Source organism: Sphingobacterium sp. SG20118, from assembly GCF_044740685.1.
In the GTDB taxonomy this organism is placed as follows: domain Bacteria; phylum Bacteroidota; class Bacteroidia; order Sphingobacteriales; family Sphingobacteriaceae; genus Sphingobacterium.
This window is the reverse complement of record NZ_CP172826.1, coordinates 1298835-1324487: the sequence shown is the minus strand read 5'-3', so window position 1 is coordinate 1324487 and position 25653 is coordinate 1298835. Positions and strand designations below refer to the sequence as shown.

Here is a 25653-nt window from a genome sequence, read left to right as displayed (position 1 = left end):
AAATTAAATTAATTATAATGTGCTAATGAAAAAATATTCGGACTAAAGCGGGTTAACCGTCCTTGGCTATTTAGAAAATCTAAACTGATGACAAAGCAGTATCCTGCAACTTCACCACCCAATTTTTCAATTAACTTACTTGCAGCGACTACGGTACCACCTGTCGCTAATAAATCATCATGAATCAATATTTTACTCCCTTTAGGGAAAGCATCTTCATGCATTTCAATAGTAGCTTGCCCATATTCGAGGGCATAAGATTCTGAAATCGTATGAAAAGGTAATTTCCCTTGCTTGCGTATAGGTATAAAAGGCACCTGCAAGCGACTCGCTAGCATCATGCCAAATAGAAAACCTCTACTTTCGATACCGGCAACCGCATCCAATTCACAATCTTTTATCTGCTCTACAAATGCATCTACCATTTCTAAACAGAGTTTTGCATCTTGCAATAACGGTGTTATATCTTTAAAAACAATTCCAGGTTTTGGAAAATCATATACATCACGAACAACACGTTTTAATTTTTCTTCTAGCATCATTTAAAATGTTAAATATGGTGCAAGTTTACGCAAAAAATCATCATCTAATAGGAGGACCTTTCTTAAATCTTCCATGTTTTGAAAGCGTCCATGCTGAATTCGATAATTGACTATCGCTGTACCTTGCTTGTAATTAATATAGGGATGTTTGGCCAAAGACTTAACATCCAAATCATTGATATTAAGTTTATAAATCATCGGATCTGAACTGATTTTTAAATAAGGAAATATAGCTTCGTAAGTCTCTAATGGAAGTCCATATATTTCCTTTATTTGCTGTACCGTTACAAAACCACCTAGTGATTTTCGATAGCTAACAATACGATTTGCAAAAACCGAGCCTATACCGCGAAGTTTAATAAACGCTGTCGTATCTGCAAGATTAACATCAATAATTGGAGGAGCTAATCTAAACTCCTTTTGACCTACTTTTTGTACAGTCTGATATTCTTGTTTCTCTTCCTCTTGTTTATAAGCAGAAACCTGTTCTATCACAATAAAATCTTGGAGACGTTTAAATTCATCTGGCGAAATGGAGTAGATTTTTGCCAAATCTTCTTTCTTGTAAAACTGACCACCCTTATTTCTATAATTCAGAATAACACGCACCTGTTTATCTGACAATCCCAACCTTTTCCAGCCATCCTCATCCAAGCGATTGGGGTCGAAAGGAAACAATTTTGCTGCTGTTTTTAATTGATTTGAAGCGGAGCCTTTGCTATTTGCCCATTCACCAGATGTCCGCTTATAATGCCTTGAGTTGACACCACTTGTATCTTCCGTAAAATCTCGAATTTCAAAGGAGTCAAAATCAGTGGGATGCAAGAAGTTATAAAAATATGGAAAACTGATGAACACCAAAATCATCAGGAACAAGACAAAAAAACCGTTCTGTTCAGTTCGGGATAAATTAAAATATTTAAAAAAATTCCGTAACACAATGATTTAGTTTTCATTAAGTTACGGAATTTTTAATTAAATACAACCTTTTTGTTATGTTTCAAACCTTAAATAAAGGCTTTAAGTACTATAGACTATTTTTATCTACTTTCTCGACTTTACTATCGTCCTTCAATGTTTTGGAAATCGCATCAAATGGTCTAGATACAATCTCATCTCCTTTTTTAAGGCCTGATAAAATTATAATATTCTTATCATCCTGAATACCGGTCTTTACAACAGTTTGTTTAACCAAGCCATTATTAAGTACGAAAACGTATTCTTTAAGACTATCATTGCTTAAGCTATCTGCTCCAACACCATTTCTGATGGTTACAGATTGAATTGGGATTGCTAAGCCTTTCTGATGACGTGTAAAGATCTGCACTGTCGCTGACAAACCTGGTTTAAAAGGCGAAACATGAGTTTCCTTTAATAGATCCTCATAGGAGCTCAATTGGATACGTACTTTTACATTAAAGTTTGTCACTTGTTCTGTAGAAGAACCTGCAGTAACCGTTGCTATATTTTTGGATGAAGAAGCAATTTCTGTTACGATACCCTTAAACTTGCGATCTTGGTAAGCGTCTACTTCAATTTCTGCTTCATTTCCTACACGAACGCGATTGATGTCATTTTCATTCACATCAACATTCACTTCCATAACTTCCATATTGGCAATACGCATAATTTCTGTTCCAGCCATCTGGGCAGTTTCCTACCACACGCTCTCCCAATTCGATAGATAAAAGAGATACGACACCATCACTTGGAGAATATATTGTCGTTCGGTCTAAGTTATCCTTCGCTTCTTTTACTGTCGCTTGCGACTGGTCAATTCCATATTTAGTAGAAAGTACCGTTTGCTTCTGCGCTTCAATAGCTGCTAGAGTCGAGTAATACTCGGAAGAACTTTTATCCATTTCAGCAGCAGATATCACCCTTTTATTGAACAATTCTTGATTTCTTTTAAAAGTTGCCTCCACATTACTAAAATTTGCCTGTTGCTGCTTCAATTGTTGTTGGGCAGCTGCTAGATTAGCTCTTTGTGAATTTAACGTTGCAATAGAACGATCGTATCCCGATTGTAAGATATCAGGTTTAATACGACATAAAACTTGTCCTTTTTTAACGATATCGCCTTCCTTGATATTCAATTCAACGACCTCTCCCGAAACCTCAGAACTTAATTTAACTTCAAATTCCGGTTGAATCTTACCACTTGCAGAAACCAACTCATTGATTTCCATCTCTTTTGCGGTATCCACAGCAACTTTGATGACATCCCCTTTTCCGAACCATCCTAATTTGCTGCCAACTAAAACCAATACTAATATAACTACAGCACTTATTAATATGATCTTTGTTAATTTACTTTTCTTTTTAGCCATTTCAAATTTTCGTTAAGGAGTTAATTGACATCAAATTTAATCGGATTTCCAACATAATAATCTATTATTTTATCTTTAAAGATCATATTATATTTTGCTTGAATCAAATCAAATTCAGCTTTATTTCTATTTGTTTGAGCAGTAAATAGTTCAATACCGTTAGCCATTCCAATGTCGTAGCGTTCTTTGATGACCTGAAAGGCATCTGTTGCGCTGCTAAAAGCAGCTAAGCTCGATTGATATCGCTGCGCTGCAGCAGATAAGTCCAGAACAGCTTGATTGACGGTTTTATTTAAAGTTGTTTCCAAAAGCTGCTCATTGGTCTCTGCCAATTGTAGGTTAATCTTCGCTTTTGATACATTAACCTTGTTTTTATTATTATCAAAAATAGGGATCGATAATGACAGACCAGCACCAAACGATTTATTTTTGTTCACCTGGTCTCCAAAAGGAATAACAGTTTGAGTAACTAGGTCATATGCCTTTGAAGAATAATTAGACCCATAACTAACACCCAAAGAAAGAGTTGGTAAATAACCTCCTTTTGCAATAGCAATCTGTTTTAATGCGGCTTGTTTATCCAATTGTGCCTTTTTCAGTTCGGGATTAAAACTTTTAGCTTTATCAAAAACGGTTTCAGCAGTATATTGCTCTAATACCTGATCGATTGCTTCTACTTGTGGTTTCACCAATTGCAGATCGGTCTGAGGAGATAGCTCCATCAATTGCTTAAGGGCTAACAAAGAAGACTCATAAGCATTTTTTGCATTAACAAGATTAAGTTGATCTGTAGCAACTTGGTTTTTAGATTGGGATAGATCGGCCAAAGTCTTATTTCCAACTTCGAATTGAATAGAATCATTTTTCACTTGCTCCTTAGACAATAAGATTTGTTGCTCACTTGCAATCGTCATCTCCTTGTTGGTGATTGCTTCTAAATAATTGACCAAAACGGAAAGCATCAGGTCGTACTTGATCTTTTCTATTTGTGTTGCTGCCGATTCCAATAATAATTTATTGGCTTTAATTTGATTGACTTTTTGTAAACCTTGGAAAATGGTTACGTTTGAACTCAATGAGCCACTTGAAGTAGTAGTCCAGTCATTACCCGTAAGTACCTTTCCTGCTACTTGGTCAAATGCAAATCCATTATTATATCGTTGATTGACACTGATGCCTAAATCAGGATATAGATTGGACTTCGCTTGGAACACATCTTGTGCAGCGAGGTCTTTATTCAATGTTGCCTGCTTTACTTGCAGGTTTCTCTCCAAAGTAACTCGTATTGCCTCTTCTACGGTTACCTTCCCCTGTCCAAAACTCGCATAGCCCATCATGGAAAACATGATAGCCATTAGAGCCATTTTTTTATAATTTTTTCTATCGTCCATAGTAAGAACTTAATAGTTTTAATACATTTGTTAAAATGTAATGTATGTATCTTGTTAAAGCACCTTTCTTTCTTAAACTGTTTTATCCAAAATCAATTTGGAATAAATCTAGGAAAGAAAACAAAATTTATCTCACATTTGATGATGGACCTATTCCAGAAACTCACTCCTTTTGTTTTAGATACACTAAAGGAATACAACATCAAGGCGACTTTTTTTTGCGTAGGTGAAAATATTAAAAAAAATCCACATTTGTTTGAAAGAATTTTGGAAGAAGGGCATCAAGTGGGTAATCACACCTATAATCATCTGAAAGGCTGGATAACTACAGATGAAGAATATTTAGAAAATATTGAAAAATGCCAACATTTAACCAAAAGTAAGCTGTTTCGTCCTCCTTATGGTAGGGCAAAAAAGTCACAACTGAAAACTTTGTATCCAAATTACGAAATCATCATGTGGGATGTCCTTACCGGTGATTTCGACCTATCTTTGAGTCCTGAAAAATGTTACAAGAATACAATTGAAAACACCGAAAATGGTTCCATCATTGTCTTTCATGATAATATAAAGGCAATCCCACGTGTAACATACGCACTTCCAAAAGCCATAGCATACCTTCTCGCTAAAAACTATCGTTTTGAAGTACTATAATTTTCGCTTTTCTGCTACATCTAGGTGGTAATACTGTGCACTACTGACGCTAAAATACCCCAAAGCTCCATTGGAAATATTAGAAATTGGATTAAAAGGTGCTGCTGATCCTGGATTTTGACCCTGAATATTGGACCAATACGTGTACACATCTTTGGCGATACACTGCCTTAATATCTGAATCCGATCCCCAACTTTTAAATCATTGTCTTCATTTGTTATTTCATGTTCAACGAGTAAACCGTCATTAAACTTGTCACTAAAGACGTCACTGAATTTAAATTCTTCGTCATTTAACTTCAATTTGTATTTATAATAATTCTCTTCCCCTACAGGATCGACAAAGCTCAATGTTGCATATATATACTCTTCATCAAATCTTTTTTTACGAAGGAGGCCAATAGAGTCGACATTGACAAAAACGGGCATTTTACACGTTGCTTCAAATGCTTCACCATCGGACATTTCAATATGAAGAGCATAAGAGTCGCCTTCATTTAAAGTCATTTTATCGATAGTGTAGCTCCCATCACCTCCATCTACAAATTTATAGGATCGTCCACTCGTCGTATTTTCTACCAATACATGTGCTCCTAGTACAGGGTTTTTAGTTGTATTGTTAGAAAAATCAACAGCTTTATTGATTTGAATCGTTTGCAATGGATTGGCATTATGTAAGTCGGCTACTATGACATACTTCTCTTCAATAGAGCCCAATTCAAGATCGATCTTATCCTCGCAAGAACCTAGGAATAAAATCATGAATAGGGAGATATAATTTAAAAATAATTTCATTTTCATTATTAAAATTTAAAATTCCAAGTGACAGAAGGAATGATTCCAAACAAAGCGATCCGATAAGCTTCCGTAATATTAGGGTTATCTTCATTTTCTTTGAAATCAATTAAGTAGGCATTTTTCCGATTATAGGCATTGTACAGTCCAAATGACCAAGAAGAAGAGTAGCGTTTGTTTAGCTTCGCTCCTGGATCATATGTTGCTGACACATCCAGACGATGATAGTTGGGCATACGATAACGATTACGATCCGTATAATAAAATAATGTCTTGCCATCCACTTGATATTTTCCTGATGGAAAAGTAACCGCATCGCCCGTATAGTACACAAATGTTCCCCCTAAGGTCCACTTATTTGTCAATTTATACATCGCTACCAAAGACACATTATGCGTCTTATCTTGTCTTGCATTAAACCATTCTCCGGCATTGATCTGATCGAATTGACGCTCGCTTTTTGATAAGGTATAACTTAACCACCCGGTCAATTTTCCCTTATTTTTCTTCAAAAACCATTCAACACCATAAGCCCTGCCTTTACCAAATAAAAGTTCACCATCTAGCATTTCATTTGCTTGTAGGTCTGCACCATTTTTAAAGTCTATCTGATTTTGTAAATCTTTATAATAGGTCTCTACAGAAGCTTCATACTTTGCGTCCTGAAAATTTTGAAAATAACCTAAGGAGACTTGACTGGCCAACTGCGGCTTGATATTATTTGAACTCAATACAAACTGGTCCGTAGGAAGACTGGATGTGGTATTGGTCAATTGATGTAAATTTTGCGAATTACGATTAAACGAAGCTTTTACACTCTGCATATCATTAAACATATAGTTCAAAGATAGACGTGGTTCGAAGGTCAGATAATTTTTAATTACTTTATTTTTACCATACAATATTTTTTCAATCGGATTACCTCCAGCATCAAAACTATAGATCGTGCCTGGCCCCAACATACTATACTGATTTACCCTTAAGCCATATAAAGCTTTGAATTTATCCGACAACGTCCATTCATCTGAGACATATACTGCTGTTTCTAAACCTTTGCGTGGTTCAATCTCAATGGTATTTACTGCTGACCCATCTCCTCCATATAGACTTGCAGGCCGAATAGTCTGCATGGAAGTTTGAAGACCAAAACGAGTCTGATGATCATTATTCGGATAATATTGAAAGTCCTGCTTCAGATTGATGTTTTCGATTTTAGAGGTAATCTTAAAATTTGAGTTATCTTCTATATTGACATTATAATTAAAATCACTGTAAATAAAGGTCGTGTTGCTAAACAATTTATTGTTCCATACATGATTCCATCGAACAGTCCCAGTGGCATTCCCCCAATTGAAATCGAAAAGATTGCTATAGGCCATGGCATCTTTCCCAAAATATCCAGACAAGAACAAGGAGTTTTTATTATTAAAGCGGTAGTTTACTTTTGCATTGAGATCATAAAAGAACAGTTTACTTTGGTTGACATCTTCATCTTTAGAAAGTTTCAAGAACAGATCGGCATAAGTTCTACGGCCACTGATCATAAAGGAACCTTTGTCTTTTACAATAGGTCCTTCAACTTTAAGGCGCGAAGCAATCAGACCGACACCACCTTCAACGCCGAATTCCTTATTGTTACCATCGATCATACTGATATCCATAACAGAAGATACTTTTCCTCCAAAATAGGCTGGCATCCCTCCTTTATAAAAATTAACATCCTTGATAGCATCGGAATTAAACGTAGAGAAAAAACCAAAAAGATGGGAGGCGTTATATACAGCAGCTTCATCCAACAAAATCAAGTTTTGATCCCCACCACCACCGCGTACATAAAATGAACTACTTCCCTCACCTCCACTGGTCACTCCTGGTAATAATTGGATTGTTTTCAACACGTCTTGTTCACCAAATACAACAGGAATATTTTTAATGTCTTTAATTTCCAATTTAACTAAACCTGTCTGCACTCCTGTGACATTTCCAACTTTTCTTCTTCCGGATACCACGACCTCTTCCAACTTATTTCCACTTGGCGTCATTTCGACGTTCAAAACGCTATCTCGGCTTATGGTTACATCGAATATCTGTTCATCAAAACCGACATAAGAGATTGCAAAGGATTGCTTGCCTTCAGGCAATTGGATAGAGAAAAAACCATAATTATTTGTTCTTGCGATTTGACTTGAGTTTAAATCACGTACAACTGCTCCTACCAGCGTTTCACCGTTTTCACCATTCTTGATATAACCAGAATATTGAAACTTGCTTTGCGCGAAAGTTTGATTTAAAATAAAGAGAAAGCAGGCTAAAAGGATAGGGATAAGCTTAAGTAATCGACGCATTTTTCTAATTTAGTAATTTCTCAAAGATAAAAAAAGCCTTGTGGTTAACAAGGCTTTATAGTATTAAGTTTATAATTTGGTTATAAAAATATCTTCAATACAAAGCTAAATTATTTATCCAAAAAAGCCAATTATTTATCTAAATTTTTTTTAACTGTGTTTTTTATTGAAAAAATCATGAAAGAATGCCATCTGATAAACAATGGATTTAGACCAGTAATCCCAATTATGAGCACCAGCGCGGGTAATAAAAGTATGTGGAATATTATAGTAATCTAATTTATCATGAACGGCTAGATTCACGTTATAAAAAAAATCCTCTTTACCACAATCTATAATAAGTTCCAATTGATTTGGGGTAAGTAGATGTACCATATTGATAGCAGATCTGGTTTCCCATTCCTGTGGGTGTGTGGCGTATGTGCCAATCCTACTTTTGATATTCCAATTCATTGGGAACGGACGAATATCTAAGCCACCAGAGGTACTTCCAGCTGCGCCATATACATCTTGATGTTTAATCGCCAACGTAATGGCACCATGACCACCCATACTCAAGCCAGTGATCGCTCGGCCAGTTCTTTCTTTTTTGGTCATATAATGTGCATCGATATATGCGGGCAACTCTCCACTGATAAAAGTATCATATTGATAGTTATTGTCACCTTGAATATCCCAATACCAACTATCGACACCACCATCAGGGCACACCACGATATAATTATAGGTATCGACGAGCTTCTTTACTTCAGGAACATTATTAACCCAATTATCATATCGCCCTCCATAGCCATGTAGCAGGTATAACACTGGATATTGTTGTGACTTATCGTACTTTTCCGGAAGTATAACAACTGCTTTTACTTCTTTTGACATGCTTTTACTATTGATATTTAAGGTATCTACAATTGCAGCGTGTGTATTGGCGCATAAGAAGAATAAGAATAGCGTAACTAAGCAATAGTTGTGATTGTTGTTTTTCATGTTATCGTTTTTCAAAAAAATAAAGATATGATTTAAGACCAAATGGGCGTTCACTTATTGTATAAAAACCTTCTTCGTTTCCTCCAAAAGTAATGGCTTCTCCTTGTGGCTCGACTTGATAAGGTATTGAGGTTGTTTTTTTGGATAAGGTATGTTCCACTGATTCATTCCTGTTTCTTTTCCAATAGAAAATTTCAGTCAAATTTTTAATAAGAATCTCGTCACCTGAAGTGCTGATATCGGCAGAGGTTACAAAAGTAAAAGGCAATTTTATAATTGGTGAGAGTAGCGCATTATTCTTTTTCAAATCGTTAAATATAACTGCCTTATAAACCGTCGATTGAAAATCTCTTTTCGAAATCACATAAAGTTGTCGATCTTTCGGGTCTATAAATAATGCCTCGGCGTCCCGCGGTCCATCGCTATACCGCAGGGTTACGGTTCGAATTTCTTTCTTTGCTATCAGCATGGCGTTATCCCCGGATTTATATATAGGCTCCGGGAATATATACAACTTAATATGAGTACGAATAGCCCGATTGTCTCCAATATCCGCCAAAATTAAATAGGGTTTCCCGCTGATTATTACGCGAGCCATATCTTCACAATCCTTTACATCAATAGCTTCCAGTTCATAGTCACATAGTAATTTGCATTCTTTGTCAATTAAATAAATCCGAGCCCCATCACCGCTGTCATTATGAACCCAAAAGTAAGAAGATTGTGTGGCATAAGTAATTCCAGATATTTCACTTAATTGTTTATCGATAATTTCACCCAATGCTAACTGCGACTTGAAGGTCTGTTTACTACTTTGGCTGTACCCATTATGAAACTGTACGAATAAGAAAGAAAAAACAATAACTTTGTTTAAAAGGTTCATGCATTAAAAATACAATATTTTTTAATGACACAACGTTTTCTATTTACAAATAAAGCATATGATCAAATTTTCAGCCCTATTATTTTTGTCTCTCACAACAATCAGTTTAACATCATTGGCACAGACAAATGATGTTACAATAAAATTAAAAAGTGGCATACCTCATGAAAAGGCACTACAAGTAAAATATTATAATAGTAAGGATTGGGAACCCTTTTATGCGCGTATCGACTCCTTTGAGTATGATCCAAATTACAATTATGAACTACGTCTAAGAAGAACAAAATTAGCAGACCCTGTACCCAACAAACCCAGTTATCGCTATACACTCTTAAAGACATTACATAAATCGCAATCAGCAGGCGAAAACCTAACGATGGAAATCAATGATAAACGTGTCGATTGCCAAGGTGTAGGTCAGATGAAATGTTTACAGGTAAAATATAGCCCAAAAGATGATTGGGAATATTTCTATAGTCATATCGAGGGATTTGAATATGAAGAGGGTTACACTTATACCATCATCGTCAATCGAACCCTGGTAGAAAATCCACCTCAAGATGCTTCGGCATACCAATATGAACTTGTAAAAATAGTAGCGAAAACAGCGGCTAAAAATGAGCAATCTTTGCCAACTGCTGCTGCATTTTTATCGAGACACAAGTGGAAATTAATTAGTTTGAATGGCAAGGAAGTTGCCAAGTATAATGCCTTTCTATTATTTGATGCGGATAAAGGACAAATATCTGGAAACTCCAGCTGTAATAATTTTTTTGGTCCTTTTATGATCAACAGCAACACCATTGCCTTCCCAAACTTAGGAACTACGATGCGTGCATGTATGGGTGAAAATATTGAAGCAGACCTATATAAGATTCTTGAAAATAAAGAATTACACTACGATATTGCAGAACAGACATTCAACCTGTATATCAAAAATGAACATGTTGCAATTTTTGGACTTACAGAGAAATAAGTACCTGTATATTTCCGACTATTTTCCTGTTCTAAAACAATTGTACCCTTTGACCTGTTTTATATCTTAAAGAACGGAGAATACCATATGTCTTATACAAAATTTTCAAAACTACACCATCAAAATGATTTACTTTTATTAGGAAATGTTTGGGATGCACAAAGCGCTAAAATAGCGGAATCTACTGGTTTTAAAGCCCTCGGAAGCTCCAGTCATGCTATAGCCAATTCACTTGGCTATGCCGACGGGGAACAGATGTCTGTGGATGAATTACTATTTATAGTTGAAAGAATCGTGAAATCTGTTAAAATACCCGTTTCTGTCGATTTTGAATCTGGTTACTCCGATGATCCTGATCAAGTCGCCAAGTATGTCAAGCAACTCGTTGAATTAGGAGTGGCTGGCATCAACTTAGAAGATGGAAAAGTTGTTAAGTCTAAACGTACACTTGGCAAAGCAACGCTTCTTTCAGATAAGATAGCAGCCATTAAAGCATTGACAAAAAATATATTTATCAATGCGAGAACAGATACTTACACGACTAAGCATGAAACTGCGCTGGAGGAAACCCTAAAAAGAGCGCAAATCTATGACCAAGCAGGTGCCGATGGATTCTTTGTACCCTTGGCAGAAACTAAAGTTGATATTGAAAAAATAGTAAACTCAACCCGCTTGCCTCTCAATTTATTTTTAACGGACAAGCTTCCTAAAGCTGCTGTATTAACGGAAATTGGAGTAAAAAGGCTTAGCCATGGTGCAAAAATTTACGAGTATTTAGTGGCTGAAAACACGAAATTATTTCATGATTTTTTAATTCATCCAAAACTTCCGAAATAAGCATAAAAGCCATTTTATTGATTATGAAATGGCTTTTTCCATTGCAATGCTATTCCTCACTGAGCTGCTGCAGGGCTTCTTTAAATTTGGTGGATTTAAAATTCATGGTACCAACATGTTTATTCACCAACAAGCCTTTTTTATCCAATATAATCGTTGTGGGTATGGATCGCGTGGTTAAGTCTGCGGGCAGCTCTGAGTTGAGCTGATAAAGAGGAAGACTATATTTTCTTTTTTTCATAAATCGAGCCGACTTACCTAGGTCCCGATCCATATCAACTGCCATGAAAACGATATTTTCATTAGCTTTCATATCAACATACAATTGGTTGAGTGCAGGCATCTCAGCTAGACAGGGGACACACCATTTTGCCCAATAATTGATTAGTACGACTTTTCCTTTTAAATCGCTTAAGTTGATTTCACTGCCCGTATTGTTCTGGAATGTCACCTCATATACAACGTTTGTTGCTGTTGTTTGCTGTATAACATGCGATGAAAATACAAGTGAAGTACAACATAAACCATATACCAAAATTTTCCTACCTATATGTCCAAAACCAAGCATAACATCATAAATTAATCAACTATCAAAAATAAGTTTTTCTCGCCTTTTTGTTTTCAATATAAAAAAATCTATTCACATTCTTTATACATTCAAAAACAGTATCTATATATAAATTATGTAGTTATGGCTTTCCTTAAAAGGATGAGCTTATTTTAATATATATTCGCTATATTCATTTAACAAAATTGTTTTGAATATCAAGAATAATCAACTTACAACTAACATATCAAAAAATATGGTTATAATAAACAATTACGAAGATTATAAGTCCTATGAGGGAAAGCTCTTGGGACTATCCGAATGGCATAAAATAGATCAGAAACAGATCAATAGTTTTGCTGATGCCACACTGGATCATCAATGGATACACGTTGATAAGGAAAAAGCGGAATCGGAAGGACCTTTCAAATCAACTATTGCCCATGGATATTTAACGCTTTCAATGATCCCTTACTTGTGGAAACAGATTTCCGAAGTGAGAAATGTGAAAATGGAAATCAATTATGGTATTGAAAACCTCAAATTTGGACAGGCAGTATTAGTTGATAGTGAAGTTCAATTACAGGCTAAAGTAAAAACTGTCACCAATTTAAGAGGTGTAATTAAGGTCATCATAGAGGCAACGCTATTGATCAAGGATAATGCTAAACCTGCTTATGTAGGTGATGTGATATTCCTTTATCATTTTATCTAGTTATTGTTAAGGCATCCATACCTAAGCATGTGGTGTATGGATGCCTTTTATTATGCTGGTGACACCATATTCTGTTTAAGTTTTTTATACATGCTTTTAAGTGAGGGTGATAAAAAAATCAGAATTAATATGCAGATACTGATGATGGACATCAATTCGTAATAATCCATAGCAAAACGAACGAAAGATTGATTCTTGACTCGCTCCGCTACTAGTTTTATAGCAGTAGCCTGCTCATGAAATTGAAGGCCATTTTCCAGTAGTTTGGCAGCTTCTTTGTCAAAATAAGTCTGCAAAATAACATTGCTCCGTTGCAACTGATCCTGAAATACTTGTTGATGCTGATTACTTTCAAATAATTTAAAGAAATTTTGCAAGCCAATACTACTGGTATACCCAAAATACCGCACCGCCAAGCAGATAGCTGCCGCCGAAACCGCAAGATGTGGCTTTACGCTTGCTATCGTAAATAATATAGTCGGCACCATGATTAATCCTACCCCTATCCCATGTATACACAACGGAATCCAGAAGTAATAATCATTTCCTTCACTTTCAAATGAAAAAAACATAATCTGATGAAATGTAAGTAAAAAGCAATAACCTAATATCCAAATCCATTTGACTGATTTATGCGCAACGATCCAGTACATGGCAAATAAAACACCTATAATAATTCCCAAAATATTAAACCACTGCATATAAGACAGGTGGATTGGATCTACTTTGAGTACCTGTAGAAAATATTGATTGGAAACTGAAAGGGAAAATCGTTCGATGTACATCATATAAAGAATCAGTAAGCCCAAAAGAAATCGACGATTCATGAAAATAGAAATATCGACATAGACACGTTTTAAAGCCAATTGGCGAGTGACAAAACAAAACAATAATGCAATGCCTAGAAATAGTGCAACCTGCATATGTGAATCCCAGAAACCAATACACCTCTTGACCATAAACCATCATGTAACCAAAGGCAATGATGAGGCCACTAAAAAAAACACAGCTTGGCCAATCCAATGAAAATAAAGGATAGGGTTTGACATGACGCGTAGATTTCATTGAAATCAACACCAGCAATAGACCTGGTACAAAAGCCAAAGCGGCATAGAGGTATAGTTCATCAAAATTAAATGAATCGATAAATTCGGCAGTTACAAAACTGTTAAAAGGTGAACTGCAGAGTAACATTCCAAAAAAGATGGAATAACTGACTTCCTTAGCACGCTCGCTATTTAAGCGTGAAAATATCATCGATATGGATAGATTGACTGCACTTGCAAACAGCATACCTTGTATAAATCGTAGCCCATAGACCCAAGTAATATCGGTGATGCTGTACATCAAATAACAATTCAAAACCTGCAACAGATTGAATATGACATAATACTGCTTAACAGGGAAAAAGAGAAAAAAACGTCTTTCTAAGATGTAAAATCCAACGAATCCAGCATAAAACAGAATAATCAAAAATTGTATATCACTGGGTTGAGAACCGTAGTAACCTGCAGTAACCTGTATATTCGCCCCTGGTAAGAAGAATAAAACCATACTCGGCATTAAGCAACTGAATAAAATTAACTTAATAAGCCATTCCGGAACCCATTCTCTAAATATTCCTTTCACTATTTTCTATTTTTTGCAACGGATACATTAACATTCATCCCCGAACGCAACACCTGTTCTTCTTGTTTTTTATCCAATTCTATTCGAACCGGAATCCGCTGCACGATTTTCACAAAATTCCCAGTAGCATTATCCGGTGGCAACAAAGAGAAAGACGATCCAGTTGCTGGAGATATTGAAATAATTTTACCCTTAAATACCTGATCAGGATAGGCATCAGCAATCACTTCTACTTGATCATGAAGATGCAAATAGCGTAACTGCGTTTCTTTAAAATTTGCAGTTACCCAGGTTGGTGTTTCCGCATTCACTATAAAACCTAATACTTCACCTGCATTGACCATTTGTCCTTCTTCAATACTTCGTTTACCAATCATCCCGTCATATGGAGCACGAACGACTGTATATCCGACATCTAGATGTTTTCGTCCAGCAGCTGCTGATAATCTATTTTTCTCCGCGCTAACCACTGTCTTCTGTACATCGACATCGTGCACGCGCTCTTTTGAAGCTTCCAATTTATGTTGCAAAGCCGCTACTTCACTTTTATAGACATCCAAAGTAGCTTTTACCTCTTCCAGTTGTTGTGCCGTAGCAGATTTTTCTTCATATAGAAACTGATAGCGATTAAACTCTAACTGCTGTTTTACGACGCGGGCTTCGTTGGCAGCAATTGATTTTTTCAACGATTCGTGTTCTTCGATCAAAATTTGTTTTTGACTACTCAGTACATTCATTTCTGCATGTTCCTTGTAGACCGAAGCGTTCGCTTGATCTGCCTCATATTTATATTCACGATTATCAATAATCAATAAAGTATCGCCACGTTTCACAATTTGATGATCTTGATAATGTACCGAAACCACATAGCCCCCCACTCTGGAAATAATGGGGTTAATATATTGCGTTACCTGAGCATCATTGGTATAGGCGTAATTGATTCTAATCCATAAGGTACGTCCTCCCCAAAATAATAGCACACACAAAACAAATACAGCAATCCAATTCGTAACTGTTGTCAACTTAGCATCGGTCAATGACCAACGAGATTTAGGTTTCATTAAATAGTACCTTTTAAAAATTCAATAAAATAATAGTGTTTTTGTATCGCTATTTTTGCAGATTCTAGCTCAAATAGGGTTTTGAGATGCTCCATATCCGCATCCAGTAAATCAGTTACCAAAGCAGATGACTTAAAGTACCTATTTTTGATAATACGCGCATTTTCTTTAGCAAGACCTACATTTTTCAAACAGACATCCCGCTGTACACAGGCTAGTTTATAATCCAAATGTGCTTGTAGGAGCTGATTTTGCATCTGTTCCTCTTCCAAATGATGTTTCACTTCCTCTCGCTCTAAAGAAATCTTTGCCTCCCGCACAACATGCTTATTGCGATAAACTGATGAAATCGGGATCTTCAATTTAACACCAACAATACCTAGATTATACCAACTATCGTTGTAGGGATACAGAAATATCTGGGGGTTAGCAAATGTAAAATTCCCGACCAGAGACAATTCAGGTAGGTAATTAGCTTGATATTGTTTGATTGCAAGTTGTTTTAGCCTGACTTCCTGTTCCGACTTTTGGAGGCTAAAAGCGTGATGTTTAGCAAATGTCCAAGCATCATCATAACTTTCGACCGTCCCCGTAAAATCATGAGGAATTGGAATAATATCGACGTCATCGGCAATAATAAATTTCAATTTCTGGTTCAAAGTTTGAATATCGTGAACAATCTGAACGGACAGCATCTCACGCTTGGAAAGTTTCCAGTTCCATACGCAACACATCACTATGCAGTACCACACCAGAATTATACAGGTTCTTAATTTCCTTTAGTTGCGACTTTTGATCCAGGATATCAGATTCAATAAGTGCTTGATCCATATAAGATCTTTCCAACTCTAAGAACAGGTTACAAACATCTAATTTGATACGCGCTTTATCATTGGACCATTCGATCGAAGCGAGCACCTGTTCCAATTTTCGGGATTCGATTTTCATTAAATCTTTATGCCCATTATAAAGATTTAAATAAAAGTCAACTCCTGTATCGTATAAATAATGGATAACATCATGCTGGCTAGGTCTATTAAAAATGCCTTGATCATAGATAGGCATGTTGGTTGCGTAACTTGCAGACCCTCGTAATGAAATTTCTGGGAGTAATTCCATGCGCTGCTGTTTCACAGCTAAATTCCGTTCTTCAATTTGCAAATGAGATTGCTCTATTTGCTTGGCATTCAGTATTGCTTTACTGATGATATCATCCAAAGAAGTTCTTAAAGTATCAGATGCCTTTGCATCTGAAATAGCAAATAATAACAACCCAATTGTTAAAATCCGCTTTACCATTCTGGTAATAAGTTTCACTTTCGTTTCTATAAAAATTTTGCGTTGCAAATTTAGAGACTATTTCGATAAATAATTTCTTCACAATTGCCAATATATTACGCATAATAGACAAAATCAAATAAATAGACATCAATATGATTCAATAAAGACATGCGTGAACTTCTAGAGTATTCATTAGAGAAAATTTAATTCTATAATAGAAACAATCAAAACTAGTTGTCCGGAATTTAAATATCTGTATTAAAAGAGAACCTATATAATGCAAAAAGTCTGCAGAAAACCTTTAATGCTTTCTGCAGACCTTTTACTTATTTGTTCTACACCGGTCTTAAAGAGATCGATATAATTGTGCTGACATTTGCTTTCGTAGGAATCACAAAAACAATTTAAAATCTAATCAAAATCAAAGAAATCAGAAAGGAATGATTTCTTCTTTTTAGGATATTGTTGATGTCTGTTATGTTCATTGCGATGATCACCACGATATTGATCCCGATCTTCGGCTCTCTCTCTGTTTATATGTTCAGGACGTACGGAACGATCTTCAAAAGTATTTGAAGATCCTTTATTTTGATCAGCTGCATAAGACATCAGCTTATCAAGTTTCTCCTTTATCCAACCATACGCCCCTACAAATAGGGCAATAATCAATTTCTACTTGATGACGCTCGGTCATCAATAAAGTTTCGTTACAATTTGGGCATTTCATATCTTCCTATTTCTAATTTTCAATCAATTAAACAGCAATTTACTGAATTTCGTACTGTGATCTAGCAGCGGTCATATATATTTCACATTATTTAACAAGAATTATCATCAGAATGTAAGGGAATTAATTATTTTTCATAAAATCAGTACCATTTCCTGATAATATAATGTAAAAGCTTTCAAAAAACATCAACATCTAGAAAGGAATTTGAAAACAGATAATACCAGAGGCATTAACAATATAGATTATTGGTCTTTAAAATATTTTGATAAAAAAATAAAAAGAGAGCTGTTCATTTATGAAGAAGGATCAGATTTCTTTACTGATTCACAGTAAATTAGTTACACGAAAAAAAACAACTATAATTTTTAGGTCACAAAGAAAGTTAAAATAAAAACCCCTGTCGTATAGGATTATAAAAAACATACGACAGAGTGTATATGTTGGTCATGAGATTATGGAAAATCCTTATTTTTTAGGATCTAGAGTTATTTCATACACTTTAGGATCATATTTCATCATCGCTCCAGTAGCCGCGTCGACACCCCATCCAATTAATCCTATAAAGTTTAAAACAGAAACAGGATTAAAAGTAGTTTCAGGTTGGAACATCTTAAATTCATAGCCTTCCTTCTTTAAGGTAACTGTCTGACCACTGAAACCTTTTTTTAATCTTACTGCCACAGGTGTTATTCCTCGATCAAGACCATCAACCTCAACTTTAGCGCCTTCTGGGTAAGTTTTAATGGTTACGGTCTGTTTTGTACCTGTAAAAATTGTCGAACATGAAGTTAATGTAATAACTGATAACGATAATAGTAGAATTCTTTTCATAATATATCTATTAAAATAAAGTCCAAAGATATAAAATGAAAAGAAATATTATTAAAATTACTTAATATTTATACAACGAATATATAACTGTTTTTTAAACAGTTATATATGTGTTTCGAGACTAAAAATTTCAAAGTGAATCACAAAAAAAATCAATTCTTATTATCCCAAGTTTTTAGAAATAAAAATTACTTCATTCAAAGAGCTCTAGACATATTGCTTTAAAATTTTATGGATATCTCTTAAGAAAGATACTTAACAAGCTCATATAGTGTTTAAGTGTAGCTAGTGAAAGTAGCATATTTGAAATTAAATTGGATGAAAAATATACAGATTACTTTACAATACACTTAAAAATGCAAGTAAAAATAATAGAAATAAAGCGTATCTTTGCAGGATGATTAATGTGTCAAATCTTTCCCTTCGTTATGGTAAACGTGTACTATTCGAAGATGTCAATCTAAAATTCACACCTGGTAACTGTTACGGTATTATTGGTGCCAACGGAGCTGGAAAATCAACTTTTTTAAAAATTGTTTCTGGTGAAGTCGATCCATCTACTGGTTCTGTTGCTTTTACTCCTGGAGATAGAATGTCGGTCTTAAGTCAAGATCACTATGCTTTCGACGAATTTACAGTATTGGAAACCGTAATGATGGGTAATCATGAACTTTACAAGATCATGAAAGAGAAAGATGCTATCTATATGAAAGAGGATTTCTCTGATGCAGATGGTGAGCGCGCAGGAGAACTTGAAAGTTTATTTGCAGAAATGGATGGCTGGAATGCTGAATCTAACGCTGCTACTCTTTTAAGTAGTTTAGGTATTAAAGAAGAGTTCCATTATAAATTAGTATCAGAAATCGATGGTAACCAAAAAGTACGTGTACTATTGGCACAAGCTTTATTTGGTAAACCAGATATTTTAATTCTCGATGAGCCTACCAACGACCTTGACATCAATACGATTGCTTGGTTGGAAGATTTCTTAGCTTCTTATGAAGCCATCGTATTGGTGGTATCCCATGACCGTCACTTCTTAGATGCTGTATGTACGCATACGGTAGATATTGATTTCGGTAAAATGACCATCTATACAGGTAGTTACTCTTTCTGGTACGAATCGTCACAATTAGCATTGAAACAACGTACAGATCAGAACAAAAAAACTGAAGATAAAGTAAAAGAACTTCAAGAGTTTATCCGTCGATTCTCTGCCAATGCATCGAAATCAAAACAAGCAACTTCTCGTAAGAAAGCTTTGGATAAAATCAATATCGATGAAATCAAACCTTCTAACCGTAAATACCCTGCAATCATGTTCAACACCATGAACAGAGATCCGGGAGATCAAACGTTACATGTTGAAGGATTGAGTAAAACAGTAAATGGTGAAGTTTTCTTCAAGGACATTACCTTCATGATCAATAAGGGTGATAAAATTGCTGTTTTAGGTGCCAACTCATTGATTACATCAGCATTCTATGATATCATTGCAGGCCGCGACCAAGATTATACAGGCGATATCAAATGGGGTATTACTATCACTCCTGCCGACATGCCAATGGATAACTCATCGTTTTTCGATGGTAAGACAGAGAATCTTGTAGATTGGTTAAGAGATTATACGACCAACCCGGATGCTGATGAGCAATTTATCCGTGGATTCTTAGGTAAAATGTTATTTTCCGGAGAGGAAGTGTTGAAAAAATGCTCCGTACTATCCGGTGGTGAGAAAATGCGTTGTATGTTCTCAAGAATGATGCTACAAGGAGCAAATTTCTTAATCTTTGATGAGCCAACGAACCACTTGGATTTGGAATCCATCACAGCATTAAATAATGGGATGGTAGATTTTAAAGGTTCCATGTTGTTTACTTCTCGTGACCACGAATTGACTGAGACAGTAGCAAACCGTATTATTGAATTGACTCCGAAAGGAATCATTGATAAATTGATGTCTTATGACGAGTATATCAATAGTGAAGTTGTACAAGCACAACGTGCTGAAATGTACAAATAAGCACTATTTTAATAAATAAAGAGAGGCCTTGATATTAATATCAAGGCCTCTCTTTATTAAGCTATTTAACTCCCTTAATTTGAGTAAACACCAAAATCAGCTAAATGAGAATAGAAGAAATTTCCCCATGAACTTGTCGACTCTATTTTCAAGTATCGGGTATTCAATACTGAAGTAAGATCGACATTTATCCAACTTCCTGAGACTTGTATCAACTGTGCTGTTTTCACTAAACTCCATGCAGTCCCATTTGTGCTCGAATAAATATGAACATCTTTCATAGCACCATTCAAATTATCACGATTTCGGAAAGCAAGACCTTTAACAGAGCGTGTCGCTCCCATGTCAACAGAGAAATAGTGCGGTTGTGGTGTTTGAGCAGAAGACCATGGTGTATGCCAAATCGTATTTCGATCCTTGTCCAACACATTACTGGCAGGACTTCCGTTTTCTTGACTATCGCTTGCTATTATCGACCATCCAGTTGTTGGCAATAAATCGTGCACCACAACTTGAGAAAGATTAGGAATACCATTAACGAAGTTATAGAGATAGCCATAGGTGGAGCGACTTCCATTTTCATGTAGAAAACCAATTCTTAATTGGTACTCGTCTGTCAAATCGTAAAAATCTGACAATGGACATTCAAATCTAAAACTATCTTGCCCGATTACCTTAGTCGCCCATTGTACAGCATCGTAATCTTGATTGCCGCCATAAGGGGTTCTATCATGCCAGATAACAACATCTTTCACAGGCTTGGTTGTCGTAAACTTACCAGAAATGATGATGCTATTATTAGAAAATGACGATGATAATGACGTAATATCTACTGATGCATTTTGGTACCAATCCGAACGTGTTACCGTGCTAAACACTTGACTATTATTAAATGTTGCCGTAGTCGCTTGTGTCAATGAGGTTGTTGAAATACCGTAGGTAGAATTACCACTTCCCATCAAAGCAGTTCCTAAAGAGGGGGCTAAAGTCTTATTCATACGATTATGACTTGCATTTAAACCATGTCCTAACTCATGTATCATCCCTCCTATCCATACCGTTGCCTTCCACCCTATATCTCCACCTATCCCTAAGTTTTTCGCATCTAAATTGACATAATCAAGTGCATAGCAGGTCGTGCCTGTTCCATAAAAAGGAGGGCCTCCAGGATTGGACGGATCGCTATCGTAAGTTGGGATAACGATCAAATTATGTTCACTTTTTTTAGCGGAAGGATTTAAGGAATAATAAGCATCAACTTCAGCTTTTACAGCACCATGTCCTCCATCATATGGATAAGTTGCTTTGCCGAAATTACCCGGAATGTAGATGATATTAATGAGTGTATCATTGATTAAATCCAAGCCAAAAGATTTTCTTCCAAACCCTTCGCGATCCATGTTATCGGCAAACATGGCTTGTGCGTCCAACAGTATTTTACTCAAACGTGATCTAAAATTTGGTATTGAATCCAAATCTTCCGGAACAAAATAAACGACATTTAATTTGTAGGGATTATTCCGCCATTCATTGGTAAGATTTAGCACCTGATTTTTCCCATCACCAGGTAGAGCGCCTTCATAATTAATTAAATCCTGTGAAATGTCTTTACAGGAAAAAACAGTCAGTAGTATAGCACTACATAATGCGTAAAAAGATTTGTTCTTCATATTTAATGTTTACATTGGTGTTAACCTAATTTATAAAAGAGAAATCATTTTAAAAAAAATAATTCAAATTATGTAATGTTTTATCTAGCGCAATCGATTGACTTTTATATATAATTAATATACTATGTAACGAGAGGATAGTGACAATCACCTTTATTATTTTTAGTTTTCTCTTGCAAGAAAATTCTACTATGCAAATTAAGAACAATATCGACCACCACTTTCGGTATATCTTTCTATCAGCTGATTCCTGCTCTTCATTCTGTTTTTAAATTTGGCTATTTTTATAGAAAAATAATTATAAATGATAACCAATACTCTTAAAAAAGCAGCAATCACGTCAATAAACTTTGAAATGAAAAAAATAAAACTAACTCATTAACAACTACTTAAAACAACCAAATAACAGATTATTAAAAAATAATACTATAATATGAAAACTAAAAAATATATTTGTCTACCAAATCGATAGATTAAATATTAAATATGAAAAGAGCAGTACTAAATTTTACTATTATAGTGATTCTTGGAATGACCACGACCCTTCCATCATTTGCTCAGGGCACAAATATAATTGAACTTACAGGGCATGTCATTGACCAGATTACAAAGGAACCTTTACCAGGGATTACAATCACTATCGAAGGGACCGTTAATGGAACCTCGACGAATAATAAAGGTGATTTTAAACTCAACACAAAAGCGAAATATCCCTTTACTATAAAAGTATCCGGGGTCGGTTTTGAAACTAAAACCTATGATATTACGGGTCCTGAGTCCGATTTGAATCTCGCATTACTGACACAAACGATACTAGGTAAAGAAGTGGTCGTCACAGCTTCAAGAACGCAAGAAAGCATTCTAAAATCACCCGTATCTATAGAAAAATTAGATATTAGAGCAATCCGGGAGTCTCCTGCACCTAGCTTTTATGATGCGCTGGAAAATGTAAAAGGTGTTCAAATGACGACTTCGAGTATCACCTTCAAAATCCCCAATACAAGGGGATTCAACATTCCCAACAATTTTAGATTTGTACAACTCGCAGATGGTGTTGATATGCAAGCAGCTACATTAGGTGTTCCACTTGGTAATGCAATTGGTCCGACGGAACTAGACATCGCTAGCATAGAAATAACTCCTGGGGCCTCCTCTGCACTCTATGGAATGAATGCAATAAATGGTATGGCTAACCTGTTGACCAAAAATCCTTTCCTCTATGAGGGGCTGAGCGTGTACACAAAAAATGGCCTTAATCATACTGGCGGTACAGGAAGAGAATTGAGCAACCTAACAGAAAATGCCGTTCGTTTTGCTAAATCCTTTAATAATAAATTTGCATTTAAGGTCAATATCAGCTATTTAAGAGGTACCGATTGGTTGTCCAATTCATTTCAAGATCAAAATCCAAACAATTTAAACACAGCAAATCCTAACTATCCTGAACTTTCAGGCAATAACAATCCTGCTTATGATGGTTGGAATATTTACGGTGACGAAAATAATAATGCTGTCACTTTAAGTGGATTAAATTTTGATGGCAAATCTAACCAATCTCTTATCGTTAGGCGAACGGGATATAAAGAACAGGATTTAGCGAAGCCAACAGTCGAAAACTTAAAATTCGATGCCGCATTGCATTACCGCTTCACGGAAAATGCTGAATTGTCTTATAGTTATCGGTTTGGTCAAATGGATGGTGTATTCCAACGTGGTAATAAAATTCAATTGGACAATGTGAAAGTTCAAAATCACAAATTAGAATTGAAAGGAAATGACTACTCCATAAAGACTTATATTTCGACAGAAAACACGGGTGACTCCTACAATATAAAACCTTTGGCAGACAATTTAGACCTAACCCATCTATCGAACAATGCCTGGAGAGATCTTTTCAAAAACACATTGCAGACACAATTAAATGAAGGGACTTCATTAACAGAAGCCTTGCAAAATGCAAGAAGATTAGCCGATAATGGCCGCGTGGAGCCGGGTACAAATGATTTTACATCTTTGAAAAACACGATCACGAAGATCAATAATTGGGATCACCTGAATGCAGGTATAGCTACAGGTACCGCAACTGGAGGAGCGCAATTGAAACAGATGAGCAGAACATATCATGCCAATGCCCAGTGGGATCTAAGCCGGCATATCAATATTTTCAACCTTCTTGTGGGCGGCGATGCAACCGTATACGAAGTTGTTCCTGACGGAAATAATTTTGTTGACTTTAAAAGACCTGTTGCCGAACGCAGTCAACCTTTACCCAATGGCTCTTTTGGAGATAATGTCTATTATAAAAAAATTGGTGGTTTTGGTCAAATTACAAAATCCTTATTAGAAGAGAAATTAAAGATTTTCGGTTCCTTACGTGTGGACTATAATCCAGAATTTTCCGCTAAAATTAATCCTAGAATCGCGGCTGTGTATACTTTAAAAGAGAAACATAACTTGAGAGCATCATTTCAGAATGGCTATCGATTTCCCGCTCTTTTTGAAGCCCTATCATTCGTCAATAATGGAAATGTGCGTCGTGTAGGGGGCCTACCTTATATCAATGAGGGCCTTGGGTATTTAGATAATTCATATACTTTACAATCTGTCAATACCTTCAATGCTGCAGTAAATAAAGATGTAGCAAATGGATTGACATCCAATGATGCAGCACTTAAGAACCGTGGACTATTGACCGTGACAAATCTAAGAGCAACAGAAACCGGAAAGCATCAAGTCTTTTGAGATTGGTTATAAAGCAGTTCTTTTGCAAAATAAATTAGCGATTGATTGGGATCTTTACAGCAATGTTTACAATGGATTCTTGGGGCAGGTAGAGGTTGCTGTTCCTGCCACAGACAAAATAACGACCGACGCTTCAGTACTTGATATGTTGGCCAACAATAGATCGCAACAAACACGTTATCGGGTTTATACCAACGCGAAAAACAGTTACAATAACTACGGAAGTTCTTTGGGTGTAACGTACAACTTCAGTGGCAACTATACCCTGTCTGGCAATATCAATTTCAGTGACATAACAAAAAACAAGGAGTCAGATCTTTTTGTTACGGGCTTTAACACACCTAAATGGGCATCGAATCTATCGTTTGGAAATAGAGAAATCGTACCAAATTTTGGTTTTAATGTCGTTTGGAAATGGCAAGATGCTTTTGATTGGGAAAGCCCACTCGTAAATGCACGTGTATCTGCTTATCATAATATCGATGCTCAGATGAGTTACAAACTGACGAAGGCAGTTATAAAACTTGGTGGTAGTAATGTATTCAACAACCACTACATTCAATATGCTGGTGGTCCAACACTTGGTGCTTTATATTATATGTCCATTACTTTCGATAATATCCTAACAAAATAATATTCCCTCCTCCCTCTATTATAATTGGTTTAATCCTCCTCATCGCTCGATGA

24 protein-coding genes and 1 pseudogene are annotated in these 25653 nt (G+C 35.8%); 7 read left to right on the top strand and 18 right to left on the bottom strand.

Translation table 11 applies throughout. The features are described 5' to 3' along the window. Positions 1-8: 8 nt before the first annotated feature. The 4 genes and pseudogenes from ACFX5U_RS06165 to ACFX5U_RS06150 all read right to left on the bottom strand — a co-directional run bounded on the left by ACFX5U_RS06165 (position 9) and on the right by ACFX5U_RS06150 (position 4263). Positions 9-539: an adenine phosphoribosyltransferase gene (locus ACFX5U_RS06165; protein ID WP_038702276.1), complete on the bottom strand. Its 531-nt coding sequence runs from the start codon at positions 537-539 to the stop codon at positions 9-11. A gap of 3 nt (positions 540-542) precedes the next feature. Further along, complete coding sequence (locus ACFX5U_RS06160) at positions 543-1481, bottom strand: ComEA family DNA-binding protein (RefSeq protein WP_400262788.1); 939 nt, start codon at positions 1479-1481, stop codon at positions 543-545. Between the two features lie 88 nt (positions 1482-1569). Next, positions 1570-2872 (bottom strand): annotated as a pseudogene (locus ACFX5U_RS06155) (efflux RND transporter periplasmic adaptor subunit). 20 nt (positions 2873-2892) lie between these two features. After that, on the bottom strand, positions 2893-4263 hold the full coding sequence (locus ACFX5U_RS06150; protein ID WP_038697100.1) for a TolC family protein: 1371 nt from the start codon (positions 4261-4263) through the stop codon (positions 2893-2895). Positions 4264-4404: 141 nt separating this feature from the next. Here ACFX5U_RS06150 and ACFX5U_RS06145 point away from each other — a divergent pair, with 141 nt between their 5' ends. After that, positions 4405-4917: a polysaccharide deacetylase family protein gene (locus ACFX5U_RS06145; RefSeq protein WP_400262787.1), complete on the top strand. Its 513-nt coding sequence runs from the start codon at positions 4405-4407 to the stop codon at positions 4915-4917. Here the strand turns inward: ACFX5U_RS06145 and ACFX5U_RS06140 are convergent. The 4 genes from ACFX5U_RS06140 to ACFX5U_RS06125 all read right to left on the bottom strand — a co-directional run bounded on the left by ACFX5U_RS06140 (position 4912) and on the right by ACFX5U_RS06125 (position 9924). Further along, positions 4912-5712, bottom strand: coding sequence for a DUF4249 domain-containing protein (locus ACFX5U_RS06140; RefSeq protein WP_400262786.1), 801 nt, complete (start codon positions 5710-5712; stop codon positions 4912-4914). The two genes, ACFX5U_RS06145 and ACFX5U_RS06140, sit on opposite strands and share 6 nt — an antisense overlap. An 8-nt stretch (positions 5713-5720) precedes the next feature. Further along, a complete protein-coding gene (locus ACFX5U_RS06135; RefSeq protein ID WP_400262785.1) occupies positions 5721-8057 on the bottom strand; it encodes a TonB-dependent receptor domain-containing protein in 2337 nt (778 codons plus the stop codon). Positions 8058-8207: 150 nt separating this feature from the next. Further along, a complete protein-coding gene (locus ACFX5U_RS06130; RefSeq protein WP_400262784.1) occupies positions 8208-9041 on the bottom strand; it encodes an alpha/beta hydrolase in 834 nt (277 codons plus the stop codon). A 1-nt stretch (position 9042) separates the two neighbouring features. Further along, entirely contained in the window at positions 9043-9924 is an 882-nt protein-coding gene (locus tag ACFX5U_RS06125; RefSeq protein ID WP_400262783.1) for a hypothetical protein, read from the bottom strand. Positions 9925-9982: 58 nt separating this feature from the next. Here ACFX5U_RS06125 and ACFX5U_RS06120 point away from each other — a divergent pair, with 58 nt between their 5' ends. Together ACFX5U_RS06120 and ACFX5U_RS06115 are read left to right on the top strand one after the other, a co-directional pair. Beyond that, positions 9983-10900: a DUF4377 domain-containing protein gene (locus ACFX5U_RS06120; RefSeq protein WP_400262782.1), complete on the top strand. Its 918-nt coding sequence runs from the start codon at positions 9983-9985 to the stop codon at positions 10898-10900. An 87-nt stretch (positions 10901-10987) separates the two neighbouring features. Beyond that, entirely contained in the window at positions 10988-11737 is a 750-nt protein-coding gene (locus ACFX5U_RS06115) for an isocitrate lyase/phosphoenolpyruvate mutase family protein (protein WP_400262781.1), read from the top strand. Between the two features lie 49 nt (positions 11738-11786). On the opposite strand, the gene ACFX5U_RS06110 is transcribed toward ACFX5U_RS06115, so the two are convergent. Beyond that, entirely contained in the window at positions 11787-12305 is a 519-nt protein-coding gene (locus ACFX5U_RS06110; RefSeq protein ID WP_051959798.1) for a TlpA disulfide reductase family protein, read from the bottom strand. Between the two features lie 235 nt (positions 12306-12540). Here ACFX5U_RS06110 and ACFX5U_RS06105 point away from each other — a divergent pair, with 235 nt between their 5' ends. Further along, positions 12541-12999, top strand: coding sequence for a MaoC family dehydratase (locus ACFX5U_RS06105; RefSeq protein WP_038697088.1), 459 nt, complete (start codon positions 12541-12543; stop codon positions 12997-12999). Positions 13000-13049: 50 nt separating this feature from the next. Here ACFX5U_RS06105 and ACFX5U_RS06100 read toward each other — a convergent pair whose 3' ends face one another. The 8 genes from ACFX5U_RS06100 to ACFX5U_RS06065 form a co-directional block, all read right to left on the bottom strand. Then, positions 13050-13700: a hypothetical protein gene (locus tag ACFX5U_RS06100; protein WP_400262780.1), complete on the bottom strand. Its 651-nt coding sequence runs from the start codon at positions 13698-13700 to the stop codon at positions 13050-13052. Then, positions 13687-14628, bottom strand: a complete 942-nt coding sequence (locus tag ACFX5U_RS06095) for a hypothetical protein (protein WP_400262779.1) — start codon at positions 14626-14628, stop codon at positions 13687-13689. Before ACFX5U_RS06095 ends, ACFX5U_RS06100 begins: the two co-directional genes overlap by 14 nt. Further along, entirely contained in the window at positions 14628-15689 is a 1062-nt protein-coding gene (locus ACFX5U_RS06090) for an HlyD family secretion protein (protein WP_038697084.1), read from the bottom strand. Before ACFX5U_RS06090 ends, ACFX5U_RS06095 begins: the two co-directional genes overlap by 1 nt. Continuing rightward, a complete protein-coding gene (locus tag ACFX5U_RS06085) occupies positions 15689-16441 on the bottom strand; it encodes a TolC family protein (RefSeq protein ID WP_400262778.1) in 753 nt (250 codons plus the stop codon). The genes ACFX5U_RS06090 and ACFX5U_RS06085 overlap by 1 nt, the downstream gene beginning before the upstream one ends. Beyond that, positions 16386-16988, bottom strand: a complete 603-nt coding sequence (locus tag ACFX5U_RS06080) for a TolC family protein (RefSeq protein ID WP_400262777.1) — start codon at positions 16986-16988, stop codon at positions 16386-16388. Before ACFX5U_RS06080 ends, ACFX5U_RS06085 begins: the two co-directional genes overlap by 56 nt. Positions 16989-17381: 393 nt before the next feature. Further along, positions 17382-17639, bottom strand: coding sequence for a hypothetical protein (locus tag ACFX5U_RS06075; RefSeq protein ID WP_400263637.1), 258 nt, complete (start codon positions 17637-17639; stop codon positions 17382-17384). Beyond that, positions 17587-17697, bottom strand: a complete 111-nt coding sequence (locus tag ACFX5U_RS06070; protein WP_400262776.1) for a zf-TFIIB domain-containing protein — start codon at positions 17695-17697, stop codon at positions 17587-17589. Before ACFX5U_RS06070 ends, ACFX5U_RS06075 begins: the two co-directional genes overlap by 53 nt. A gap of 468 nt (positions 17698-18165) precedes the next feature. After that, entirely contained in the window at positions 18166-18531 is a 366-nt protein-coding gene (locus ACFX5U_RS06065; RefSeq protein WP_051959796.1) for a PEGA domain-containing protein, read from the bottom strand. Between the two features lie 397 nt (positions 18532-18928). Between ACFX5U_RS06065 and ACFX5U_RS06060 the strand changes: the two genes are divergently transcribed. Next, entirely contained in the window at positions 18929-20554 is a 1626-nt protein-coding gene (locus ACFX5U_RS06060) for an ABC-F family ATP-binding cassette domain-containing protein (protein ID WP_038697078.1), read from the top strand. A 74-nt stretch (positions 20555-20628) separates the two neighbouring features. On the opposite strand, the gene ACFX5U_RS06055 is transcribed toward ACFX5U_RS06060, so the two are convergent. After that, positions 20629-22224, bottom strand: coding sequence for a discoidin domain-containing protein (locus ACFX5U_RS06055; RefSeq protein ID WP_038697076.1), 1596 nt, complete (start codon positions 22222-22224; stop codon positions 20629-20631). 486 nt (positions 22225-22710) lie between these two features. Here ACFX5U_RS06055 and ACFX5U_RS06050 point away from each other — a divergent pair, with 486 nt between their 5' ends. Together ACFX5U_RS06050 and ACFX5U_RS06045 are read left to right on the top strand one after the other, a co-directional pair. Beyond that, complete coding sequence (locus ACFX5U_RS06050) at positions 22711-24966, top strand: TonB-dependent receptor domain-containing protein (RefSeq protein WP_400262775.1); 2256 nt, start codon at positions 22711-22713, stop codon at positions 24964-24966. A 22-nt stretch (positions 24967-24988) separates the two neighbouring features. Then, the gene (locus ACFX5U_RS06045) at positions 24989-25600 is read left to right on the top strand and encodes a hypothetical protein (RefSeq protein ID WP_400262774.1); all 612 of its coding nucleotides are present in this window, start codon (positions 24989-24991) and stop codon (positions 25598-25600) included. Positions 25601-25653: the final 53 nt, after the last annotated feature.

Coding starts and splice junctions, on each gene's coding strand:
- ACFX5U_RS06165 (WP_038702276.1), bottom strand. CDS start 539: ATGCTAGAAGAAAAATTAAAACGTGTTGTTCGTGATGTATATGATTTT.
- ACFX5U_RS06150 (WP_038697100.1), bottom strand. CDS start 4,263: ATGGACGATAGAAAAAATTATAAAAAAATGGCTCTAATGGCTATCATG.
- ACFX5U_RS06145 (WP_400262787.1), top strand. CDS start 4,405: ATGATGGACCTATTCCAGAAACTCACTCCTTTTGTTTTAGATACACTA.
- ACFX5U_RS06140 (WP_400262786.1), bottom strand. CDS start 5,712: ATGAAATTATTTTTAAATTATATCTCCCTATTCATGATTTTATTCCTA.
- ACFX5U_RS06135 (WP_400262785.1), bottom strand. CDS start 8,057: ATGCGTCGATTACTTAAGCTTATCCCTATCCTTTTAGCCTGCTTTCTC.
- ACFX5U_RS06130 (WP_400262784.1), bottom strand. CDS start 9,041: ATGAAAAACAACAATCACAACTATTGCTTAGTTACGCTATTCTTATTC.
- ACFX5U_RS06125 (WP_400262783.1), bottom strand. CDS start 9,924: ATGAACCTTTTAAACAAAGTTATTGTTTTTTCTTTCTTATTCGTACAG.
- ACFX5U_RS06120 (WP_400262782.1), top strand. CDS start 9,983: ATGATCAAATTTTCAGCCCTATTATTTTTGTCTCTCACAACAATCAGT.
- ACFX5U_RS06115 (WP_400262781.1), top strand. CDS start 10,988: ATGTCTTATACAAAATTTTCAAAACTACACCATCAAAATGATTTACTT.
- ACFX5U_RS06110 (WP_051959798.1), bottom strand. CDS start 12,305: ATGCTTGGTTTTGGACATATAGGTAGGAAAATTTTGGTATATGGTTTA.
- ACFX5U_RS06105 (WP_038697088.1), top strand. CDS start 12,541: ATGGTTATAATAAACAATTACGAAGATTATAAGTCCTATGAGGGAAAG.
- ACFX5U_RS06100 (WP_400262780.1), bottom strand. CDS start 13,700: ATGCAGTGGTTTAATATTTTGGGAATTATTATAGGTGTTTTATTTGCC.
- ACFX5U_RS06090 (WP_038697084.1), bottom strand. CDS start 15,689: ATGAAACCTAAATCTCGTTGGTCATTGACCGATGCTAAGTTGACAACA.
- ACFX5U_RS06080 (WP_400262777.1), bottom strand. CDS start 16,988: ATGGTAAAGCGGATTTTAACAATTGGGTTGTTATTATTTGCTATTTCA.
- ACFX5U_RS06070 (WP_400262776.1), bottom strand. CDS start 17,697: ATGAAATGCCCAAATTGTAACGAAACTTTATTGATGACCGAGCGTCAT.
- ACFX5U_RS06065 (WP_051959796.1), bottom strand. CDS start 18,531: ATGAAAAGAATTCTACTATTATCGTTATCAGTTATTACATTAACTTCA.
- ACFX5U_RS06060 (WP_038697078.1), top strand. CDS start 18,929: ATGATTAATGTGTCAAATCTTTCCCTTCGTTATGGTAAACGTGTACTA.
- ACFX5U_RS06055 (WP_038697076.1), bottom strand. CDS start 22,224: ATGAAGAACAAATCTTTTTACGCATTATGTAGTGCTATACTACTGACT.
- ACFX5U_RS06050 (WP_400262775.1), top strand. CDS start 22,711: ATGAAAAGAGCAGTACTAAATTTTACTATTATAGTGATTCTTGGAATG.